Genomic DNA, 19,739 nt, shown 5'->3' with positions numbered 1-19,739 from the left:
ACTTTCGCCCTTTTATATCTAGTTATATAATAACTAGAAATTAATTAACTATTCATGCAATGGCTCGCGCGATGGCTCCACCCGCCTCTCGATACTCTCCGCTCGCGCTCGTCGTGCTCGCGATGCTCACCGAAGCGCCGATGCACGCGTACCGAATCCAGCAGCTCGTGAAGCTGCGCGGCAAGGACGAGGTGGTCAACGTCAAGCAGCGCAACAGCCTCTACCAGACGATCGAGCGTCTGCAGCGCGATGCGCTGATCGCCGTGCGCGAGACCGAGCGCGACGGCGCGTTTCCGGAGCGCACGGTCTACGAGATCACCGATGCCGGCCGCGACACGGCGCGCATGTGGCTGCGCGAGCAGCTCGCTCAGCCGGCGCGCGAATATCCGTCGTTTCCGGCCGCGCTGTCGGTGCTGCCGCTGCTGTCCGCGGACGATGCCCGCCGCCAGCTCGAAGCGCGCGCCGCCGCGCTCGAAGCCGAGCTGGCCCGCCTCGACGAAGCACAGGACGCCGCGCTCACGATGCAAATTCCGCGGCTCTTCCTGCTCGACGGCGAGCTGACGCGGGTGACGCTGGAAGCCGAGCTCGACTGGGTGCGCAGCATCGTCGAACATCTGAAGGTGGGCGCGCTCACGTGGAGCGAGGCTTGGCTGCGCGAGGTCGCCGCGCGGTTCGCGCAGGCGGATTCGTCGGATTCAGACTGAACGGGCCGGCGGCTCCTCCGATCTGCGGCAACATCCGTGCGAACGACATGCCGGTGCGTACGGCCCGCCCCCGAATCGCGCCGCGAGCGCGCCACAACAACGACAACAGCTACAACACCTTCCCTGGATTCAAAATCCCGAGCGGATCGAGCGCCGCCTTCATCGTCCGCATCACGCCGATCTCGGCGGCGCTGCGCGAATACCCGAGAAACGGCCGCTTGAGCACGCCGATCCCGTGCTCGGCCGATATCGATCCGCCCCGCTCGCGCACGATCTCGTAGACGGCACGCTCGACGCGATCCGCGCCATGCACGGGCAAATCGGCAAGGGACACGCCGACGTGCACGTTGCCGTCGCCGACATGCCCGAAGCACAGGCACACCGCATGCGGCCAGTGCGCGCGAAGCGCGGCATCGCAGCGCATGGCGAACGCGCCCAGTTCGGCGACGGGCAGGCTCACGTCGAAATTGAGCAGATGCGGCAACGTGTCGATCGCGAGCCCTTCGCGCAGCGTCCACATGTCGCGCGCCTGCCGCTCCGACGCGGCAAGCGCCGCATCGGTCACGAGGCCGGCGTCGGAGCACGCGCCGAGGCATTGCTCGAGCGCATCGCGCGCGTCCGCCTGCGGACCGTTCGCCATGCATTCGATCAGCACCACGAAATCGCCGTCCGCATCGAACGGCGCCGTCACGCCCGGCGTGTTCGCGGCGACGTAACGATAGAACGCGGGCCACATCGCCTCGAAGCTGACGACGCCCGGCAGCGCTGCGCGCACGTCGCGCCAGAGCCGCACGAGCGCGTCGTAGTCGGGCACGCGGCAGAGCGCCGTCGCGGACTGCGCGAGCGGCGGATGCAGCCGCAGCACCGCACGCGTGACGACGCCGAGCGTCCCCTCGCTGCCGATGAAGAGCTGCTTCACGTCATAGCCGGCATTGTTCTTCAGCATCCGGTTCAGCGACGTGACGATCGTTCCGTCGGCGAGCACGGCCTCGATGCCGAGCGTCTGCTCGCGCATCATCCCGAAGCGGATCGCGCGCGTGCCGCCCGCGTTGGTCGCGAGCATCCCGCCGATCTGGCACGAGCCGCGCGCGCCGAGATCGACGCCGAACGAGAAGCCGGCCGCTTCCGCCGCGTCGTGCACCGCCTGCAGCGTCGTACCCGCGCGCACGGTGATCGTGCCGGCCGCCGCGTCGAGGTCCTCGATTCCGGCGAAGCGCTCCATCGACAGCACCACCTCGCCGCCGAGCGCGACGCCGCCGCGTGCGAGCCCCGTCAATCCGCCTTGCGGCACGACGGGCTGCCGCAGCCGCGTGCAGAGCGCGAGCGCGCGCGATACGTCGTCGACGGAACGCGGCCGCACGAGCGCGAGCGGACGCACGCCGGGCGCTTCGTTGTATGCGGTGAAGTAGCGCGGCTCGATCGCGGCGGAGCGCGTGACGAGCGCGTCGCCGAGCGCCGCGACGAGTGCCGATTCGATCGCGTGCGCGTGCGCGGCCGCATCGGATGTATCCGCGGCGCCGGATGCATCCGCAACACCGTCAACTCCGAATGCATCGCCGCACGCGACGGTTCCCGCCACGCCCGCCGCATCGCGCGTCGTCCGCTCGCTCATCGCGCCGCCTCCGTCATTTCGTCGAGATGTCGATATCGCCGAAATACTTGCGGCCGAACGCCTTCACGGTGCCGTCCGCCTTCAGCTTGTCGATCGCGGCATTCAGGCGCGCCTTCAATGCATCGTCGCCCTTGCGCAGCCCGAATGCGATCCCGCTTCCGAGGATCTTGTCGTCGCGCACCGGTTGCCCGACGAACGCGAAGCCCTTCGCGTCCGGCCGCGACAGGAAACCGCGCTGGCCCGCGGGCGCAAGCACGAGTGTGCCGTCGAGGCGGCCCGCCATGAGGTCCGCATACACCTGATTCTGGTCCTGATACGCGACGACCTGCACACCCGCGCCCGCCCAGTGCGCATTCGCATACGTCTCCTGAATCGAGCCCTGCAGCACGCCGATCCGCCGGCCCCTCAACGATTCCGGCGTCGGCGCGAGGCCGCTGTCCGCGCGCGCGATCAGTTGCGTCGGCACGCGATAGATCACCGTCGTGAAGTCGATCGCCTGGCGGCGCTGGTCGGTCGCGTTCATCGCCGAATTGATCGCGTCGAACTTGCGGCCCTGCAGCGCCGGGATCAGCCCGTCGAACGACGTCTCGACCCATTTGCACGCGAGCTTCGCCTCCTTGCAGACGGCGTTGCCGACGTCGATGTCGAAGCCTTGCAGCTCGCCGTTCGCCGCCTTCGATTCGAACGGCGGATATTGCGCCTCGAGACCGAAGCGCAGCGTCGGCGCAGCGTCGGCGCGCGCCGCGCCGGAACCCGCGGCGGCGCCCAATGCGCATGCGAGCGCGAACCAGAATTGCAGTCGTTTCATCGATGATTCTCCTTGAGGTCGGGTCTTGTCCGGTCGCCGGCGCAGCGCGCGCGTCGGAGCGTCAGAGGCTGCGCAGACGGCGCGCGCCTTCGATCAGCGTCGCGTCGTCCTTCGAAAAGCTGAGACGGATGCAGCCGGTGTTCGCGCCGTCCGCGTAGAACGCGGACAGCGGGATCGTCGCGACGCGCGCGTCGCGAATCGCGCGTAGCACGAAGTCCGCATCCGCTTCGTCGGAAAAGTGCCGAAAGCGCGCGAGCATGAAAAACGAGCCCTCGCTCGGCAGCAGCTCGAAACGCGAGTCGGCGAGCTCGCGCGCGAGCAGGTCGCGCTTGCGCTCGTAGAACGCGCCGAGCTCGAGGTAGCTCGACGGTTCGGCGAGCGCTTCGGCGAACGCGTGCTGCATCGGCGTGTCGGCCGCGAACGTCATGAACTGATGGACCTTGCGCAGCTCGCGCGTGAGCCCGGCTGGCGCGAGGCAGTAGCCGACGCGCCAGCCCGTCGCGTGATACGACTTGCCGAACGACGACACGATCACGCTGCGCTCGGCGAGCGCGCGATGGCGCGCCATGCTGTGATGGCGCGCGCCGTCGAATACGACGTGCTCGTACACCTCGTCGGACAGCACCACGATGTCGGTGCCCGCGGTGAGCTGCGCGAGGCGCGCGATGTCGGCGTCGCCGAGGATCGTCGCGGTCGGGTTGTGCGGCGTGTTGACGATCAGCATCCGCGTGCGCGGCGTGATCTTCGCGGCCACCTCGTCCCAGTTCACGCGAAAGCCGTCGGACGACAGCTTGATCGCCACAGGCGTCGCGCCCTGCAGCCGGACGATCGGTGCGTAGCTGTCGAACGACGGCTCGAAGTAGATCACCTCGTCGCCCGGGTGGACGAGCGCGCTGATCGTTGCGTAGAGCCCCTCGCTCGCGCTCGCGACGACGGTGATTTCGGAGTCCGGATCGTAGCGCCCGCCGTACAGGCGCTCGGTCTTGACGGCGAGCGCCTCGCGCAGCGCGGCGACGCCCGCCATCGGCGCGTACTGGTTGTGCCCGTCGCGCATCGCGCGGGCGACGCGCTCGACGAGCGCCGGATCGGGCGCGAAGTTCGGCGCGCCCTGCGACAGATTCAACGCCTGGTGCTCGGCGGCGTGCATGCCGATGACCGTGAAGATCGTCGTGCCAACGTCGGGCAGCTTCGAACGGGGCGCGGCGGCGCTCTGCATGAATCCTCCTTGGCTCGTGGACGGGCGCGCCGGTCAACGCCGGCGCGCGGGGCAACGATGCGGATTTGGCCCGAGCCAATATCCGGCGGCAATCGAAAGTTCGTCATGGCATGCATGAGAAAAATTCATGGCTCATGACGGCGGCGCGCCTGGAGGGAATTGAGGACGATGCGGATACAGGAGTCGATCGGGCGTTCAGCCGCTGGATGGTCTACAGCGCCGCCGCACGACGCGCCCGGCGGCCCGGCGACTTGGCGGCTCTGCGTTGGCAAGACGGCTGCCGGCGATCACCGGCGCGCCTCGCGCCACAATTGGCATCCCGGCATCCCGGCATCCCGGCATCGACAGCAAAAACGTCAAAAACGCCCGATTCACCCGCCCCTCGCCGAGGCCATGAGATACGCATCCACCGCCCGATGCAGCTCGCCGCGCAACTGCGCGACATCGACCTTCGCGCCCTGCGTCAGCAGCGATTGCGACACCCACCCGTAGCACAGCGCATGCGCGACGCGCGCCGTCACGTCGAGCCGCGCATCGGCCGGCGCATCGCTCGCGCCGGCGAGCGCATCGCGCCATAGTGCGACGTAATCGTCGTAATGCCGGCGATACGCGTCGATCGGCGAAACCTTGCGCTCGATCGTGAACATCGCCGCCCACACGCGCGCGTCCTGCTCGACCGCGTCGACCTGCGCGTCGACGAGCGCGGCCGCGACAGCCCGGCAGCCCGCGCCTCGCCGCGCATCGACGACCGCGCGCATGCGCGCCGCGAGCGCCTTCACGTAATGGTGGATCGCGAGCGCGGCGAGACTCTCCTTGTCGCCGAAATACTCGTAGAACGTGCCGACGCTCACGCCCGCGACCGCGGCGATCTCGCGGATCGTCGCCTTCGCGTAGCCGCGCTCGAGCAAAACCCGAACAAAGGCCTGCTGCAGCGCCTCCGAGCTCGCGCGCGCGCGACGCTGCCGCGGGCGGCGGCGCAAGGCCGGCTGCGGCTGCGCGATCGACTTGTCGGGAGACGCCGAAACCTGAACATGTCGCGAAGTCATCTTTGCTAACCTGATCGAGCCGAACAACGACAAGGAGACGCCCATCATGGCCTGGTCGACGCACGAGGTGAGCAACCAGTTCGACGAATTGACCGACTATAACCTCTTCGCCACCGACCCGGCGCTGGGCGAAGCGCTCGACCGCGCGGGCGCGGCGTGGGCCGCGCCTCGGCTCGACGCGTTCGGCGCACGGCTCGGCGCGCGCGACACCGCGCAGCAGGCCGAGGACGCGAACCGCCACGTGCCCGAGCTGAACGCGTTCGACCGCCGCGGCCGCCGGATCGACCGCGTCGATTTCCATCCGAGCTGGCACGCGCTCCTCGGCCTCTATCGCGAACAGGGCCTGATCTCGCTTGCGTTTCGCGAATCGCGCGCGGGCCGCTGGGCGGCGAACGCAGCGGGCTTCTACCTGCACGGCCAGATCGAGGCGGGCACGCTGTGCCCGGCGACGATGACGCAGGCGAGCATTCCCGTCCTGCAAAAGGAGCCCGCGCTGTGGGCGCAGTTGAAAGACAAGCTCTACAGCGACATCCACGATCCGCGCGACGCGCCGATCGACGCAAAGCAGTCGATCATGATCGGCATGGGCATGACCGAAAAGCAGGGCGGCTCGGACGTGCGCGCGAACACGACGCTCGCCGTGCCTGTCGGCGCGGGCGGCCGCGGCGGCGAGCATCTGCTGCGCGGCCACAAGTGGTTCTTCTCCGCGCCGATGTGCGACGCGCATCTCGTCGTCGCGCGCACCGAAGCGGGCGGCCCGTCGTGCTTCTACGTGCCGCGCTGGCGGCCCGACGGCACGAAGAACGCGGTGCGGGTCCAGCGGCTGAAGAACAAGGTCGGCAACCGCAGCAACTCGAGCAGCGAAGTCGAACTCGACGACGCGTGGGGCGTGATGCTCGGCGAAGAAGGCCGCGGCATTCCGACGATCATCGAGATGGCGACCTACACGCGCCTGAACTGCGTGCTCGGCAGCGCAGCGATCCTGCGCCAGGGGCTCGTGCAGGCGATCGCGTACGCGCGGCAGCGTCACGCGTTCGGCCGCGCGCTCGCCGAGCAGCCGCTGATGCGCGCGGTGCTCGCCGATCTCGCGCTCGAAAGCGAAGCGGCGCTCGCGCTCGCGATGCGGCTCGCGCAGGCGTTCGAGCGCGGCGAGCCGGCGTGGATGCGCATCGTCACGCCGGCCGCGAAATTCTGGGTCTGCAAGCGCGCGGTCGAGGCAGCGGGCGAAGTGATGGAAGTGTTCGGCGGCAACGGCTATGTCGACGACGGCCCGATCGCGCGGCTGTTTCGCGAAGCGCCCGTCAATTCGATCTGGGAAGGCTCGGGCAATGTGATGTGCCTCGACGTGATGCGCGCGATCTCGCGCGAGCCGGACGCGGCGCACGCGCTCGTCGACGAACTGCACGCGCTCGGCGGCCACGACGCGCGGATTCGCGCGGAGCTCGACGCGTTGCGCGCGCTGCTCGGCACGCCGCCCGACGCGCTCGAAGCGCTCGGCCGCGTGCTCGCGCAGCGCATCGCACTCGTCGCGCAGGCGTGTCTGCTGATCGACGCGGCGCCCGCCGCCGTCAGCGACGGCTTCATCGCGACGCGCTTCGGCGAGCCGGCGTGGGGCCGCGTGACGGGTGCGCTCGATGCGCGGCGCGTCGACGTCGCCGCGCTGTTGCACCGCGCGTACGCCGCGTGACCACACACCGCCCGCCGAGCCGCCTCGACCCGAACGATCGCCCGCAGCACGAACGGAGCACGACGCCATGAACCTGATTGCCGCACTCGAGCGCGCCGCGCGCGCGACGCCCGACAAGCCGTTCCTGCGCGACGACGGCGCGACGATCACCTATCGGCAGATGCAGCAGCGCTCGCGGCGCGCGGCCGACGTGCTCGCGTCGTTCGGCATCGCGCCAGGCGAGCGCGTCGCCGCGATGTGCCTGAACACGCCCGCGTTCTTCGATCTGCTGCTCGGCGCATGGCGCATCGGCGCGGTCGTCGTGCCGGTCAATCACAAGCTGCAGGCGCCGGAGGTCGATCACATCCTGCGGCACAGCGCGAGCCGCGCGGTGCTGTTCGACGCGGCGCTCGCGCCCGTGCTCGCGAAAGTCGAGCACGGCGCGCGCCGCCTCGTGACCGAAGGCGAAGCAAACGGCGCCGCGCCATTCGACCGCCTCGTCGCCGACGCGGCCGGCCTCGCGTCGGGCGCGTCGGGCGCGCCCGCCGACGCGGCGCTCGCCGAAATCCTCTACACGTCGGGCACGACGGGACGCCCGAAGGGCTGCATGCACAGCCACCACACGGTCGCGCTCGCCGCCGCGACGAGCGCGCTCGCGCTATCGATGACGGAGCGCGAACGCACGCTGATGGCGATGCCGGTCTGGCACGCGTCGCCGCTCAACAACTGGTTCGGCGGCACGCTGTACGTGGGCGGCACCGTCGTGCTGATGCGCGAATATCATCCGCTGCGCTTTTTGCAGACGGTCGAGGCCGAGCAGGCGACGCTGTACTTCGGCGCGCCGGTGTCGTACACGCTACCGCTCGAGACGATCGCCGATTTCGCGTCGTTCGACCTGACGAGCGTGCGCGCGTGGCTGTACGGCGGCGGGCCGATCGGCGCGGCGCTCGCGCGCCGGCTGATGCATGCGTACCGCAGCGAGGCGTTCTATCAGGTGTACGGCATGACCGAGACGGGGCCCGCCGGCACCGTGCTGTACCCGTTCGAGCAGACCATGAAGGCCGGCTCGATCGGCCGTCAGGGCACACCCGGCGTCGACGTGCGGGTCGTCACCGCATCGGGAGACGACGCGCGGCCGAACGAAATCGGCGAGATCCTGTTGCGCACCGACAGCATGATGCTCGGCTATCTCGACGACCCCGGCGCGACGCGCGCCGCGTTCGACGACGACGGCTGGTACCGCAGCGGCGACGTCGCGCGCGTTGACGCCGACGGCTATCTGTTCGTCGTCGACCGGATCAAGGACATGATCGTGACGGGCGGCGAGAACGTCTATTCGAAGGAAGTCGAGGACGTGCTGACCGCGCATCCGGCCGTCTCCGAGGCCGCCGTGATCGGCCGCGCGCATCCGCAATGGGGCGAGACCGTGGTCGCGCACGTCGTGCTGCGCGCGCCCGGCGGCGCGAGCGGCGCAGGCGGCGCTGAAGCCGCGGTCGATGCCGACGCGCTGCGCGCGTTCTGCGAGACGCGCCTCGCCGCGTACAAGATCCCGCGCGAATACGTGTTCGCCGAGCGCCTGCCGCGCACGCCGACGGGCAAGCTTCAGAAGTACCTGCTGCGCGCGGGCGGCGGCGCATGACGCGGCGGCCGCCGCGCATTGCCTGCTTGGGCCCGCGTCCGCCGAACCGCGAAAACCGCGAAATCGCCCCAAAAAACAAAACCCCGGCTCCGCCAGCGCGGCCCCGGGGTTCGTCGATATCGACATCGGCATCGAAGCGCGCCGCGAACGCCGCTACGCGACGCCCGCGTCACGCCGCGCGGCGCTTACTTGCCGCCGATGCTCTTCAGGGGCTTCCACTCGCCCTTCTCGACCTTGTACATCGTGATGCCGCCGTTCTTCAGGTCGCCCTTCGCGTCATACGCGATGTGCGTCGACGTGACGCCCGCCATGTCGGTCTTCGCGAGCAGCGGCAGGTACTTCGCCGGATCGGTCGAGTTCGCCTTCTTCATCGCGTTGAACATCGCCATCGCGCCGTCATACGCGTACGGCGAGTACGTCTGCACGTCTTCGCCGAAGCGCTTCTTGTACTTGTCCGCGTACGTCTTGCCGCCGGGCATTTCGGCAAGCGGCAGGCCGGCGAGCGAAGCGATCGAGCCTTCGGCCGCGTCGCCCGCGATCTTCAGGAAAGTCGGCGTGTGCACCATCTCGCCGCCCATCAGCGGCGCCGTCACGCCGAGCGACTTCATCTGCTTGGCCATCGGCGCGGCCTGCGAATCCGCGCCGCCGTAGTAGACGAGATCCGGCTTCGACGCCTTCAGCTTCGTCAGGATCGCCTTGAAGTCGACGGCCTTGTCGTTCGTGAATTCACGATCGACGATCGTCGCGCCCGACGCCTTCGCCGCCTTCTCGAACTGGTCGGCGAGACCCTGGCCGTACGCGGTGCGGTCGTCGACGATCGCGATCTTCTTCATGCCGAGATCCTTCACCGCGAACGTGCCCGCGACCGAGCCTTGCTGCGTGTCGGACGTCATCATCCGGAAGGTGGTCTTGTAGCCCTGCGTCGTGTACTCGGGCGCCGTCGCCATCGCGATCTGCGGGATGCCCGCGTTCGCGTAGATGCGCGAGGCGGGAATCGTCGTGCCCGAGTTGAAGTGACCGAGCATGCCCTTGATGCCGTCGTCGACGAGCTTCTGCGCGACCGTCGTGCCGGTGCGCGGGTCGGCCTGGTCGTCCTGCGTGTCGAGCACGAACTTCACCGGCTTGCCGCCGATCGTCGGCTTCGTCGCGTTGATGTCCTCGATCGCGAGCACGATCCCGTTCTGCATATCCTTGCCGTAGTGCGCCTGCGCGCCCGTCATCGGCGCCGCGAAGCCGATCTTGACATCATCCGCGTGCGCCGTCCCCGCGAGCGACATGACCGCGACAAACGTCGCGCCTGCCAGCTTTTTCATCGTGTGTTGCATATCTTCTCCTAGTACCAGGGTAAATGGAGCGACTTCGGGTTCGCCTTGCCGCTTCCGTTTCTTGAGGCGAAGGGCAAGGATTGCTCAGCCAATCGTCATCAAATTCGCATTGCCGCCTGCCGCCGCGGTGTTCACGCTCACCGAGCGCTCGGTGAGGAGCCGCTCAAGCGCGTAGTCCTCGTCGCCGCCGTTCTCGAACGCGCTCGCCGCGACGCCCTGCACCGACACGATCGGTCCTGGGCGCTGCGCGACTTCCTTCACGAGCGCGAGCAGCTCGTCGCTGTCGCCTTCGAACAGCACCGCGTCGAACGCCGCGTCCGCCTGCTTCCTCACGCCCGCCTGCGCCTTCAGCGATGCCGGCAGCGCCGCGGCGAGCGCCTCGCCCGCCGCGCCCGCGAAGAGCGCGCGGTTGCCCGTGGCGAGCACCGCCGCGAACTGCGCGCGCGCGCCGCTCGCCGTCGCCGCGATGCACAGCACCGTGCCGCGCGCGCCGAGCGTATACGTATTGCGCTCGCCCGTCGGCCCCGAGAGCACGGCGGTTGCGCCCGCGAGCACGTGCGACAGGTAGCCGTCGCAGCGCGCGGCAAGCGCCGGCTCGCGCTGCTCGATCAGCCAGTCGCGCAGCGCGGTCAGCGCGGCGGACGGATTATCGCGCGTCTCGCCTTCCTGCGGCGCGTCGGCGACGAGCGACGCCTCGAGCGAGCGCGGCAGCCCGGCCGGGCGCGTCGCGAGCAGGCGCGGCAGATAGAGCGCGCCGCCCGCCTTCGGCCCCGTGCCCGACAGCCCTTCGCCGCCGAACGGCTGCACGCCGACCACCGCGCCGATCACGTTGCGGTTCACGTAGATGTTGCCGACGTGCGCGTGCGAGATCACGTGCGCGATCGTCTCGTCGATCCGCGTGTGGATGCCGAGCGTCAAGCCGTAGCCCGTCGCGCGGATCTGCTCGAGCAGCTTGTCGAGGCCGCTGCGGCGATAGCGCACGACGTGCAGCACCGGGCCGAACACTTCGCGCTTGAGCTCGTCGACGTTGCCGATCTCGATGATCGTCGGCGGCACGAACGTGCCTTGCGCGCACGCGTCCGGCATCGCGAGCTGCGTGACCGCGTGCCCCTTGTCCTTCATCGCCGCGATGTGCGCGTCGATCGTGCGCTTCGCGTCGGCGTCGATCACCGGGCCGACGTCCGCCGACAGCCGGTCCGGATTGCCGAGCGCGAGCTCGCGCATCGCGCCCTTGAGCATCGTCAGCGTGCGGTCCGCGACGTCGTCCTGCAGACACAGAACGCGCAGCGCCGAACAGCGTTGACCGGCCGAGTCGAACGACGACTGCAGCACGTCGGCGACGACCTGCTCGGCGAGCGCCGACGAATCGACGATCATCGCGTTCTGGCCGCCCGTCTCGGCGATCAGCGGAATCGGCTTGCCGTCCGGATCGAGGCGCGACGACAGCGTCTTGTTGATGAGGCGCGCGACTTCGGTCGAGCCGGTGAACATCACCGCGCGCGTGCGGGAGTCCGCCACGAGCGCCGCGCCGACCGTCTCGCCGTTGCCCGGCAGCAGTTGCACCGCGCCCGCCGGCACGCCGGCGTCGCGCAGCAGGCGCACCGCCTGCGCGGCGATGAGGGGCGTCTGCTCGGCCGGCTTCGCGAGCACCGTGTTGCCCGCCGCGAGCGCGGCCGCCACCTGGCCCATGAAGATCGCGAGCGGGAAGTTCCACGGGCTGATGCAGACGACGGGGCCGAGCGGGCGATGCGTGTCGTTCGAGAACTCGTCGCGGATCTGCGCCGAGTAGTAGCGCAGGAAATCGACCGCCTCGCGGATCTCGGCGATCGCGTTCGGCAGCGACTTGCCCGCCTCGCGCACGATCAGGCCCATCAGCGTGTGCATCTGCGCTTCGAGAAGATCCGCCGCGCGCGCGAGGCAATCGGCGCGCGCGTCGACGGGCGTCGCCTGCCAGATCGGCGCGGCCGCGACCGCGTGCGCGAGCGCCGCGCCCACCTCTTCGGGCGTCGCCTCGCTGACCGTGCCGACGATGTCGCGCAGATCGGCCGGATTGCGCACGTCGCGCGGCGCGGCGTGCTCGAGCACGTCGTCGGCGAGCATCGGCGCGGCGCGCCACGGATGATGCGCGCTCGCGAGCAGCGCCGACGACAGCGACGCGAGCCGGTGCTCGTTCGACAGATCGAGGCCCATCGAATTGACGCGCGACGCGCCGTACAGCTCGCGCGGCAGCGGGATCTTCTCGTGCGGCGCGCCGAGCGGCACGACCTTCGCGGCTTCGTCGAGCGGATCGGCGACCAGCTCCTTCACCGACACGGTCTTGTCGGCAATGCGGTTCACGAACGACGTGTTCGCGCCGTTTTCCAGCAGGCGGCGCACGAGGTACGCGAGCAGCGTCTCGTGCGTGCCGACGGGCGCATACACGCGGCACGGGCGGTTCAGCTTGTCGCGGCCGGTGACTTCCTCGTACAGCGGCTCGCCCATCCCGTGCAGGCACTGGAATTCGTACTGGCCGGGGTAGTAGTTCTGGCCCGCGAGGTGATAGATCGCGGCGAGCGTGTAAGCATTGTGCGTCGCGAACTGCGGATAGACGGCGTCGGGCGCGGCGAGCAGCTTCTTCGCGCACGCGAGGTACGACACGTCCGTGTAGATCTTGCGCGTGTAGACCGGATAGCCTTCGAGGCCGTCCACTTGCGCGCGCTTGATCTCGGTATCCCAGTACGCGCCCTTCACGAGGCGGATCATCAGGCGATGGCGGCTGCGGCGCGCGAGGTCGACGAGGTAGTCGATCACGAACGGGCAGCGCTTCTGGTACGCCTGCACGACGAAGCCGATGCCGTTCCAGCCGGCGAGCTCCGGATCGAAGCACAGCGCCTCGAGCAGATCGAGCGACAGCTCGAGCCGGTCCGCCTCCTCGGCATCGATGTTCAGGCCGATGTCGTAGCGGCGCGCGAGCAGCGCAAGCGAGCGCACGCGCGGCAGCAGCTCGACCATCGTGCGTTCCTGCTGCGAGCGCGAGTAGCGCGCGTGCAGCGCCGACAGCTTGATCGAGATGCCCGGGCCTTCGTAGATGCCACGGCCGCCCGCCGCCTTGCCGATCGCGTGGATCGCCTGCTCGTACGACGCGTAGTAGCGCAGCGCGTCCTCTTCGGTCGTCGCCGCCTCGCCGAGCATGTCGTACGAGTAGCGGAAGCCGCGCGCCTCGTACTTGCGGCTGTTCGCGAGCGCTTCGGAGATCGTCTCGCCCGTGACGAACTGCTCGCCCATCAGGCGCATCGCCATGTCGACGCCCTTCCTGATGAGCGGCTCGCCGCCCTTGCCGATCAGCCGCGTGAGCGCCGACGACAGGCCCGCTTCGCTGTTCGTCGTGACGAGCTTGCCCGTGATCATCAGGCCCCAGGTGGCCGCGTTGACGAACAGCGACGGCGCGTGGCCGACGTGCGAGCGCCAGTCGCCCTTGCTGATCTTGTCGCGGATCAGCGCGTCGCGGGTCGCGCGGTCGGGAATCCGCAGCAGCGCCTCGGCGAGGCACATCAGCGCGACGCCTTCCTGGCTCGACAGCGAGAATTCGTGGATCAGCCCCTCGACGCCGCCGCCCGAGCTCTTCTCGCGCAGCGCCTCGACGAGGCCCGCCGCCATCGACTGGACGTCCGGCGCCAGGCTCGCGGGCAGCCGCGCCTCGCCGATCAGGAACGGCACGCACTCGGGCTCCGGGCGGCGGTACGCGGCCGTGATCGCCGCGCGCAGCACCGATTGCGGCTGCACGCTCTGCGCGAATTCGAGGAACGGGTGCGGCGCGCCGTCTTCGTCGCCGTCGGCGTGGCTGTCGGACAGGTCGGCGGCGCCCGTGTGGCCGGACAGCTCCGGCGGAAGCTGACCGTGCTCGATCCGCTCGAGATACGCGAAGATCGCCTGCTTGATCAGCCAGTGAGGAGTGCGCTCGAGCCGCGACGCCGCGTCCTTCAGACGCGAGCGGAGCAGATCGTCGACTTTGACGCCCAGTGTGGTGCTTGCCATGATTTTCTTCTAGCGCCGGCCCGATGCCGGCCAAGGACTTTAAAAGATCGCAAAATCGTAAGGCACCCAATAAAAAGGTGCAACCAAATCGCATACCTGGTTGCACCCGATTAATTTCCTTTTATATCAATGTGTTACGAAAAAAGACAGATCACACGCACCACTTTGATCGATCGGTATTTTCCCTGATCCTGTCAGTTTTACCGGCTCGATTTCCATGGCAATCTGGCGTGATATCGGATGCGCGTGCGCCCGCTGCCCGCGGACGCGAAGGAGAACGCAGATGGACGGATGGGTAGTGATCGGCATCGTGCTCGCCGCGTGGATCGCGGGCGCGATCGTATTCGTGCACCGCGCGTCGGAGGTATTCTTCCAGGCGCTCGGGTGCGCGCACGGCGCGAAAAAGGGCAAGCGCCGCCCGCGGCTTTCCGGCCTGCGTGAAGCGCACGAATGACGGATCAGCGTCAGATGTCGAGCGGATCGACCTCGACGCTCCAGCGCAGCACGCCCTTCTGCTCGCGCAACAGCGGCTGCCACGCGCGCAGCGTGTGCTGAAGCGCCGCGCGCGACGCGCTCTCGATCAACAGTTGCGCCCGGTGGACGTTCGCCACCTTGACGATCGTCATCGGCACCGCGTCATAGACCGTCACGCGGTCCGCGCCCGACAGCGCCGAAAACGCGTCGGCCGCCTGCTGCAGGAACGCGAGCGCCGCGTCGAGCGTGCGCCCCTCGGCGCGCAAGAGTGCCTGATAGACGAACGGCGGCAGATGCGCGTCGCGGCGCTCGCCGAGCGTCGCGCCGGCGAACCCCACGTAATCCTGCCGCGCAAGCGCGTGATAGAGCGCGTGGCGCGGGTAGCGCGTCTGGATCAGCACCTCGCCCGGCAGCCCCGCGCGCCCCGCGCGGCCGCTCACCTGCATCAGTTGCGCGAATAGCCGCTCGCTCGCGCGGAAATCGTGCGAGAAGAGCGCGGTATCCGCGTTCAGCACGCCGACGAGCGACACCCGCTGGAAATCGTGCCCCTTCGCGATCATCTGCGTGCCGACGAGGATGTCGACCTCGCCCGCGTGCACGTCCGAGAAGAGCGCCTGCGCGCTGCCCTTGCGGCGCGTGCTGTCCGCGTCGATGCGCAGGATCCGCGCGCCCGGCACGGCGTGCGCGAGCGTCTCCTCGACGCGCTGCGTGCCGCGGCCGAGCGGCGCGATATCGACGTTCCCGCATTCCGGGCACGACCGCGGAATCCGCGCCTCCCAGCCGCAGTGGTGGCAGCGCACCGCATGCTCGGGCTTGTGCATCACGACGTACGCGCTGCATCGCGGGCAACCGGCGACCCAGCCGCACGCGTCGCACGCGAGCGCGGGCGCATAGCCGCGCCGGTTCAGGAACACGAGGCTCTGCTCGCCGCGCTCGAGCCGCGCCTTCAACGCGGCAACGAGCGGCCCCGACAGCCCGCCCATCGACGCCCGGCCGCGCCGCCGCTCCTCCTCGAGATCGACGAGCCGCACCGTCGGCAGCGCCGCGTCGGCGACCGCGCGCTTCGTCAGCGTGAGCCGCCGGTAGCGGCCCTGCTCGGCCTGCCACCAGGTTTCGAGCGACGGCGTGGCCGAGCCGAGCACGACCGGAATCGCGAGCTGCTTCGCACGCCACACCGCGAGATCGCGCGCCGAATAGCGCAACCCTTCCTGCTGCTTGTAGGCCGGCTCGTGCTCCTCGTCGACGACGATCATCGCGAGCGCCGGCAGCGACGCGAGCACCGCGAGCCGCGTGCCGAGCACGATCCGCGCGCGGCCGGTATGCGCGGCGAGCCAGTGGCGCGCGCGCTCGCCTTCGGCGAGGCCGCTATGCAGCGTGACGATCGCGTCGGCGGGCAGCGTCGCCGCGAAGCGCGCGCGGAACGCCGCCTCGAACTGCGGCGTCAGGTTGATCTCGGGCACGAGAACGAGCGCCTGCGCGTCGGGCTGCCGCCCGAGCAGCACGGCGAGCGCGCGCAGATACACCTCGGTCTTGCCGCTGCCCGTCACGCCGTGCAGCAGGAACGGCGCGAAGCCGTCCGCCGACGCGATCGCGTCGAGCGCCTCGGCCTGCTGATCGGTCAGTTGCGGCGGTGACGCAAGCGCGCGCCATCCGGCCGCCGGCGTCGAGTTGTCCACAAGCTGCGCGTCGGCGTGCGTGATCGCAATCTCGTCGCATGCGATCCAGCCTTTCGCCTGCCACGCGTCGAGCACCGCGACGGCCTTCGGGTGCAGCGCGCGAACCTCGGCAAGCGACAGCGCGGGCGCGTCGGCGAGCGCCTGCGCGAGCCGGCGCAGCGCCGCGCCGCGCGCGGGCAGCGCGTCCGGCAGCGCGGCGCGCCCGGCGTCGAGCAGCCGGTAGCGCAGCTCGGGCGCGAGCAGGCGCCCCCAGCGCGGCACGTCGCGCAGCGCCTGCGGCAGCGCGGGCAATGCAACTTCGCCGAGCCCGCGCTGGTAGTAGTCGGCCGCGAACGCGACGAGGTCGAGCCACGGCCGCGACAGCGGAGGCAGCTCCGCGCAGACCGCGTCGACCGCCTTCAGCTTGCCCGCCGGCACGTCCGTGTGAGCGGTCACTTCGCACACGAGTCCGACTGCGCTGCGCCGGCCGAACGGCACCTGCACGAGCATCCCCGGCGCGGCCGGGACGTTGCCGCGATAGCGATAATCGAACAGCGTCGGCAGCGGATGATCGAGCGCGACGCGCACGAACGCGTCAGCCATCGGCGCGACACCGCCGAATGCCGGTAGACCCGGCAGGCCAGACATCCGCGACGCCCGCGAAGTTAAAGTGAAACATCACTTTCGGCGCTAAGTTTTGGATTCTCATTAAGAATCGCGGCGCGACCGCCGATCCTGTGGATAACTTTGTTGAGAACTCGCTCTTGACTACCGCGAAAAGGCGCTGCGTTCGGCCATCCACTGCCTTTTCGCGATTCGGCGAGCCAGCCGGAAAGCCTTATCCCACAAGGCTGCTATCCAATTTCCGCCGTCATAGCGCGGCCCGCTCGCCGATACCGCCCTCTACCGCGCTGCAACGTGGAAAATGTGCATAAGTCAAGTCTTGACAAGCATGAGAGCGCCATTGGGCGGGCGCTTGCGCCCTGTTTAGTCGCGTTTGCGCAAACTTGCCCCGTCGCGTCGCAGCATCGAACGGCTTGCGATTACGATCCAGAGCCGCTACGGATCGCTCGGCTATGGCAATGCACTTCGTCGACGAGTTCCGCGACGTGCTCGGGCGGCGTGAACTGCGAGATGCCGTGGCCGAGGTTGAACACGTGGCCCGGATGGTTGCCGTAGCTGTCGAGCACCGCGCGCGCCTCGGCGCGGATCGCCTCGGGCGGCGCGAACAGGATCGTCGGGTCGAGGTTGCCCTGCAGCGCGACGCGCCCCGCGACGCGCTCGCGCGCGCGGCCGAGGCTGACCGTCCAGTCGAGGCCGACCGCGTCGACGCCCGTTGCCGCCAGATCCTCGAGCCAGAGCCCGCCGCCCTTCGTGAACGCGATCGCCGGCACGCGCGCGCCGTCGTGCTCGCGCTTCAACTGCGCGACGACGCGCCGGATGTAGTCGAGCGAGAAGCGCTGATACGCGCCGTCGGCAAGCGCGCCGCCCCAGGTATCGAAGATCATCACGGCCTGCGCGCCGGCCTCGATCTGCGCGTTCAGGTAGGCGGCCACCGCCTGCGCGTTGACGTCGAGGATCCGTTGCATCAGGTCGGGCCGCGAATACGCCATCGACTTCACGGTGCGGAAATCGTCCGAGCCGCCGCCTTCGACCATGTAGCACGCGAGCGTCCACGGGCTGCCGGAGAAACCGATCAGCGGCACGCGCTGGCGGCCTTCGCCATCGGTGAGCGCGCGGCGAATCTCGCGCACCGCGTCGGTCACGTAACCGAGCGTCGCGCCGATGTCCGGCACCGCGAGCTTCGCGACGTCGGCCTCGGTGCGCACCGGATGCGCGAACCTCGGCCCCTCGCCCGCGGCGAAATCGAGGCCGAGTCCCATCGCGTCGGGGATCGTCAGGATGTCGGAGAACAGGATCGCGGCGTCGAGCGGGAAGCGCTCGAGCGGCTGCAGCGTCACTTCGGTCGCGTAATCGGGATGCTTCGCGAGCCCGAGGAAGCTGCCCGCGCGCGCGCGCGTCGCGTTGTATTCGGGCAGGTAGCGGCCCGCCTGGCGCATCAGCCAGATCGGCGTGTAGTCGGTCGGCTCGCGCAGCAGCGCGCGCAGGAAGGTGTCGTTGATGAGAGTCTGGGCCACGATGAATGCGACGAAGCGAAACGCAAAGGAGCATTCTACCGGACGCGGCGCGCCGCCCGGCGCTCGCGGCCATATGACGCTCGCCGGCCGTCCGTTATGATCCGGCGTTCGGACCAGCCCCACGTATCGAGGAGACACGATGAAAATGAAGAAGACGTTGCTCGCGCTCGCCTGCTGCGCGGGCGTCGCCCACGCGCAAACCCTGCCGCAGCCCGCCGCGCCCGCGTCGCGGCTCGACGACGTGCTCGCGCGCGGCGCGCTGCGCGTCTGCACGACGGGCGACTACAAGCCGTACACATACCGGCGCGAGGACGGCGCGTTCGAAGGCATCGACATCGACATGGCGGCCTCGCTCGCGAAATCGCTCGGCGTGAAGACGGAGTTCGTGAAGACCACGTGGCCGACGCTCATCAGCGACTTCGTCGCGAAGTGCGACATCGCGGTGGGCGGCATCTCGACGACGCTCGAGCGGCAGAAGCGCGCGTTCTTCACGCAGCCGTACGTGACCGATGGCAAGACGCCGATCGTGCGCTGCGCGGACGTCGAGCGCTACCAGACGATCGCGCAGATCGACCAGCCGCAAACACGCGTGATCGTGAACCCGGGCGGCACGAACGAGCGTTTTGCGAAGCAGCATTTCACGCACGCGAAGATCGCCGTCTTTCCGGACAACGTGACGATCTTCAAGCAGATCCTCGCGGGAAGCGCGGACGTGATGGTCACGGACGCGTCCGAGACGCTGCTGCAGCAAAAGCTGAATCCCGGCCTCTGCTCGGTGCATCCGGACAAGCCGTTCCAGTTCGGCGAGAAGGCGTACATGGTGCCGCGCGGCGACGTCGTGTTCCAGCAGTACGTCGATCAGTGGCTGCATCTCGCGCGCGAGACAGGCGAGCTTCAGGCAATCTCGGACAAGTGGCTCAAATAGCGTGGCGGCGCCTTCGCGATCGCCGCGCCGGCGAGCGACGGATGCACGGGCTCGCCGAGCACCGTCGTGCCGGCGAGCAGCGGATTGACGGGTACGATCCGATAATCGTTTTGCCGCAGGTAAGCAGCGACTTCATAACTGGACCGATAAGGTTTATCCGAAAGGCCGACTACCGCGATTACCCGATCGCGTTTCAAAATCTTTCTCAGAACTTCGTCAGTCGATATCGCTGTCATTTCAATGCATGTTTGATGGCGCCCGACAGCCTCGTCAGCCGGGGCAGGCCCATCGCAAAAGGGGCCTGGGCGGGCTCGAAAATACTTTTTTCATTACGGTAAAAATGACTTTATGCGCTTCTTTAAAAACAGTAAAAAGTCCCGCGAAGCCTTATCCGGCGTGGGTTACAACCTGAAACACTTTGTTACCGCGTGGGTGGGGTAATTCGCCCAAAATGCCTCTCACGGTTTCAACACGGATGCGGTCTCGTGTGCAGCGTGTGAGCGGACACAAGCACGAA

15 protein-coding genes are annotated in these 19,739 nt (G+C 68.8%); 5 read left to right on the top strand and 10 right to left on the bottom strand.

Annotated elements, in window-relative coordinates; genetic code table 11:
• Nucleotides 1-71: 71 nt before the first annotated feature.
• Nucleotides 72-704: a PadR family transcriptional regulator gene (locus tag WS92_RS29215; RefSeq protein WP_059933163.1), complete on the top strand. Its 633-nt coding sequence runs from the start codon at nt 72-74 to the stop codon at nt 702-704.
• A 109-nt stretch (nt 705-813) separates the two neighbouring features.
• Here the strand turns inward: WS92_RS29215 and WS92_RS29210 are convergent, their stop codons facing one another.
• The 4 genes from WS92_RS29210 to WS92_RS29195 all read right to left on the bottom strand — a co-directional run bounded on the left by WS92_RS29210 (nt 814) and on the right by WS92_RS29195 (nt 5,386).
• Complete coding sequence (locus WS92_RS29210; protein ID WP_082743818.1) at nt 814-2,316, bottom strand: FAD-binding oxidoreductase; 1,503 nt, start codon at nt 2,314-2,316, stop codon at nt 814-816.
• Between the two features lie 13 nt (nt 2,317-2,329).
• Complete coding sequence (locus WS92_RS29205) at nt 2,330-3,124, bottom strand: ABC transporter substrate-binding protein (protein ID WP_015600471.1); 795 nt, start codon at nt 3,122-3,124, stop codon at nt 2,330-2,332.
• 61 nt (nt 3,125-3,185) lie between these two features.
• On the bottom strand, nt 3,186-4,340 hold the full coding sequence (locus tag WS92_RS29200; RefSeq protein ID WP_059933161.1) for a pyridoxal phosphate-dependent aminotransferase: 1,155 nt from the start codon (nt 4,338-4,340) through the stop codon (nt 3,186-3,188).
• Between the two features lie 371 nt (nt 4,341-4,711).
• The gene (locus WS92_RS29195; protein ID WP_059933159.1) at nt 4,712-5,386 is read right to left on the bottom strand and encodes a TetR/AcrR family transcriptional regulator; all 675 of its coding nucleotides are present in this window, start codon (nt 5,384-5,386) and stop codon (nt 4,712-4,714) included.
• A gap of 46 nt (nt 5,387-5,432) precedes the next feature.
• On the opposite strand from WS92_RS29195, the gene WS92_RS29190 reads away from it, so the two are divergent.
• Nucleotides 5,433-7,073, top strand: coding sequence for an acyl-CoA dehydrogenase family protein (locus tag WS92_RS29190; protein WP_015602154.1), 1,641 nt, complete (start codon nt 5,433-5,435; stop codon nt 7,071-7,073).
• Nucleotides 7,074-7,140: 67 nt separating this feature from the next.
• Nucleotides 7,141-8,691 (top strand): class I adenylate-forming enzyme family protein, encoded by a 1,551-nt coding sequence (locus WS92_RS29185; RefSeq protein ID WP_059933156.1) that lies wholly within the window; start codon nt 7,141-7,143, stop codon nt 8,689-8,691.
• 185 nt (nt 8,692-8,876) lie between these two features.
• Here the strand turns inward: WS92_RS29185 and WS92_RS29180 are convergent, their stop codons facing one another.
• A complete protein-coding gene (locus tag WS92_RS29180; protein WP_009914010.1) occupies nt 8,877-10,016 on the bottom strand; it encodes a branched-chain amino acid ABC transporter substrate-binding protein in 1,140 nt (379 codons plus the stop codon).
• An 84-nt stretch (nt 10,017-10,100) separates the two neighbouring features.
• Entirely contained in the window at nt 10,101-14,030 is a 3,930-nt protein-coding gene (gene putA / locus WS92_RS29175) for a trifunctional transcriptional regulator/proline dehydrogenase/L-glutamate gamma-semialdehyde dehydrogenase (protein WP_059933154.1), read from the bottom strand.
• A gap of 283 nt (nt 14,031-14,313) precedes the next feature.
• Here putA and WS92_RS29170 point away from each other — a divergent pair, with 283 nt between their 5' ends.
• Nucleotides 14,314-14,484, top strand: a complete 171-nt coding sequence (locus WS92_RS29170) for a hypothetical protein (protein ID WP_061083909.1) — start codon at nt 14,314-14,316, stop codon at nt 14,482-14,484.
• Nucleotides 14,485-14,494: 10 nt separating this feature from the next.
• On the opposite strand, the gene WS92_RS29165 is transcribed toward WS92_RS29170, so the two are convergent.
• The 3 genes from WS92_RS29165 to hemE all read right to left on the bottom strand — a co-directional run bounded on the left by WS92_RS29165 (nt 14,495) and on the right by hemE (nt 18,297).
• A complete protein-coding gene (locus WS92_RS29165; RefSeq protein ID WP_015602035.1) occupies nt 14,495-16,762 on the bottom strand; it encodes a primosomal protein N' in 2,268 nt (755 codons plus the stop codon).
• Nucleotides 16,755-16,961 (bottom strand): hypothetical protein, encoded by a 207-nt coding sequence (locus tag WS92_RS37325; RefSeq protein WP_075644719.1) that lies wholly within the window; start codon nt 16,959-16,961, stop codon nt 16,755-16,757. The genes WS92_RS29165 and WS92_RS37325 overlap by 8 nt, the downstream gene beginning before the upstream one ends.
• Before the next feature lie 241 nt (nt 16,962-17,202).
• On the bottom strand, nt 17,203-18,297 hold the full coding sequence (hemE, locus tag WS92_RS29160; RefSeq protein ID WP_059933152.1) for a uroporphyrinogen decarboxylase: 1,095 nt from the start codon (nt 18,295-18,297) through the stop codon (nt 17,203-17,205).
• A gap of 139 nt (nt 18,298-18,436) precedes the next feature.
• On the opposite strand from hemE, the gene WS92_RS29155 reads away from it, so the two are divergent.
• Nucleotides 18,437-19,222, top strand: coding sequence for a transporter substrate-binding domain-containing protein (locus tag WS92_RS29155; RefSeq protein ID WP_006023929.1), 786 nt, complete (start codon nt 18,437-18,439; stop codon nt 19,220-19,222).
• Here WS92_RS29155 and WS92_RS29150 read toward each other — a convergent pair.
• Complete coding sequence (locus WS92_RS29150; protein WP_082743816.1) at nt 19,192-19,458, bottom strand: CoA-binding protein; 267 nt, start codon at nt 19,456-19,458, stop codon at nt 19,192-19,194. The genes WS92_RS29155 and WS92_RS29150 overlap by 31 nt on opposite strands.
• Nucleotides 19,459-19,739 lie beyond the last annotated feature (281 nt).

This window comes from Burkholderia sp. MSMB1588, assembly GCF_001546925.1.
Classification (GTDB): Bacteria; Pseudomonadota; Gammaproteobacteria; order Burkholderiales; family Burkholderiaceae; genus Burkholderia; species Burkholderia humptydooensis.
The sequence above is the reverse complement of the archived record's forward strand: the minus strand, read 5'-3'. Positions and strand labels throughout refer to the sequence as shown.

Coding starts and splice junctions, on each gene's coding strand:
- WS92_RS29215 (WP_059933163.1), top strand. CDS start 72: ATGGCTCCACCCGCCTCTCGATACTCTCCGCTCGCGCTCGTCGTGCTC.
- WS92_RS29210 (WP_082743818.1), bottom strand. CDS start 2,316: ATGAGCGAGCGGACGACGCGCGATGCGGCGGGCGTGGCGGGAACCGTC.
- WS92_RS29205 (WP_015600471.1), bottom strand. CDS start 3,124: ATGAAACGACTGCAATTCTGGTTCGCGCTCGCATGCGCATTGGGCGCC.
- WS92_RS29200 (WP_059933161.1), bottom strand. CDS start 4,340: ATGCAGAGCGCCGCCGCGCCCCGTTCGAAGCTGCCCGACGTTGGCACG.
- WS92_RS29195 (WP_059933159.1), bottom strand. CDS start 5,386: ATGACTTCGCGACATGTTCAGGTTTCGGCGTCTCCCGACAAGTCGATC.
- WS92_RS29190 (WP_015602154.1), top strand. CDS start 5,433: ATGGCCTGGTCGACGCACGAGGTGAGCAACCAGTTCGACGAATTGACC.
- WS92_RS29185 (WP_059933156.1), top strand. CDS start 7,141: ATGAACCTGATTGCCGCACTCGAGCGCGCCGCGCGCGCGACGCCCGAC.
- WS92_RS29180 (WP_009914010.1), bottom strand. CDS start 10,016: ATGCAACACACGATGAAAAAGCTGGCAGGCGCGACGTTTGTCGCGGTC.
- putA (WP_059933154.1), bottom strand. CDS start 14,030: ATGGCAAGCACCACACTGGGCGTCAAAGTCGACGATCTGCTCCGCTCG.
- WS92_RS29170 (WP_061083909.1), top strand. CDS start 14,314: ATGGACGGATGGGTAGTGATCGGCATCGTGCTCGCCGCGTGGATCGCG.
- WS92_RS29165 (WP_015602035.1), bottom strand. CDS start 16,762: ATGGCTGACGCGTTCGTGCGCGTCGCGCTCGATCATCCGCTGCCGACG.
- WS92_RS29155 (WP_006023929.1), top strand. CDS start 18,437: ATGAAAATGAAGAAGACGTTGCTCGCGCTCGCCTGCTGCGCGGGCGTC.
- WS92_RS29150 (WP_082743816.1), bottom strand. CDS start 19,458: ATGACAGCGATATCGACTGACGAAGTTCTGAGAAAGATTTTGAAACGC.